The organism is Aliidiomarina sp. B3213 (assembly GCF_003290085.1).
Lineage (GTDB): Bacteria > Pseudomonadota > Gammaproteobacteria > Enterobacterales > Alteromonadaceae > Aliidiomarina.
Genome location: NZ_QMKJ01000019.1, coordinates 1 through 304, shown reverse-complemented (window position 1 = coordinate 304; position 304 = coordinate 1). Strand labels below are relative to the sequence as shown.

General features: G+C 58.2%; 1 rRNA gene. It reads left to right on the top strand.

From position 1 onward, the window contains the following. Nucleotides 1-304, top strand: a 16S ribosomal RNA gene (locus DQX04_RS12380); the annotation flags it as partial.

Here is a 304-nt window from a genome sequence, read left to right as displayed (position 1 = left end):
GTTTGAGAGGATGATCAGCCACACTGGGACTGAGACACGGCCCAGACTCCTACGGGAGGCAGCAGTGGGGAATCTTGGACAATGGGCGCAAGCCTGATCCAGCCATGCCGCGTGAGTGATGAAGGCCTTAGGGTCGTAAAGCTCTTTCGCCAGGGATGATAATGACAGTACCTGGTAAAGAAGCCCCGGCTAACTCCGTGCCAGCAGCCGCGGTAATACGGAGGGGGCTAGCGTTGTTCGGAATTACTGGGCGTAAAGCGCACGTAGGCGGACCAGTCAGTCAGGGGTGAAATCCCGGGGCTCA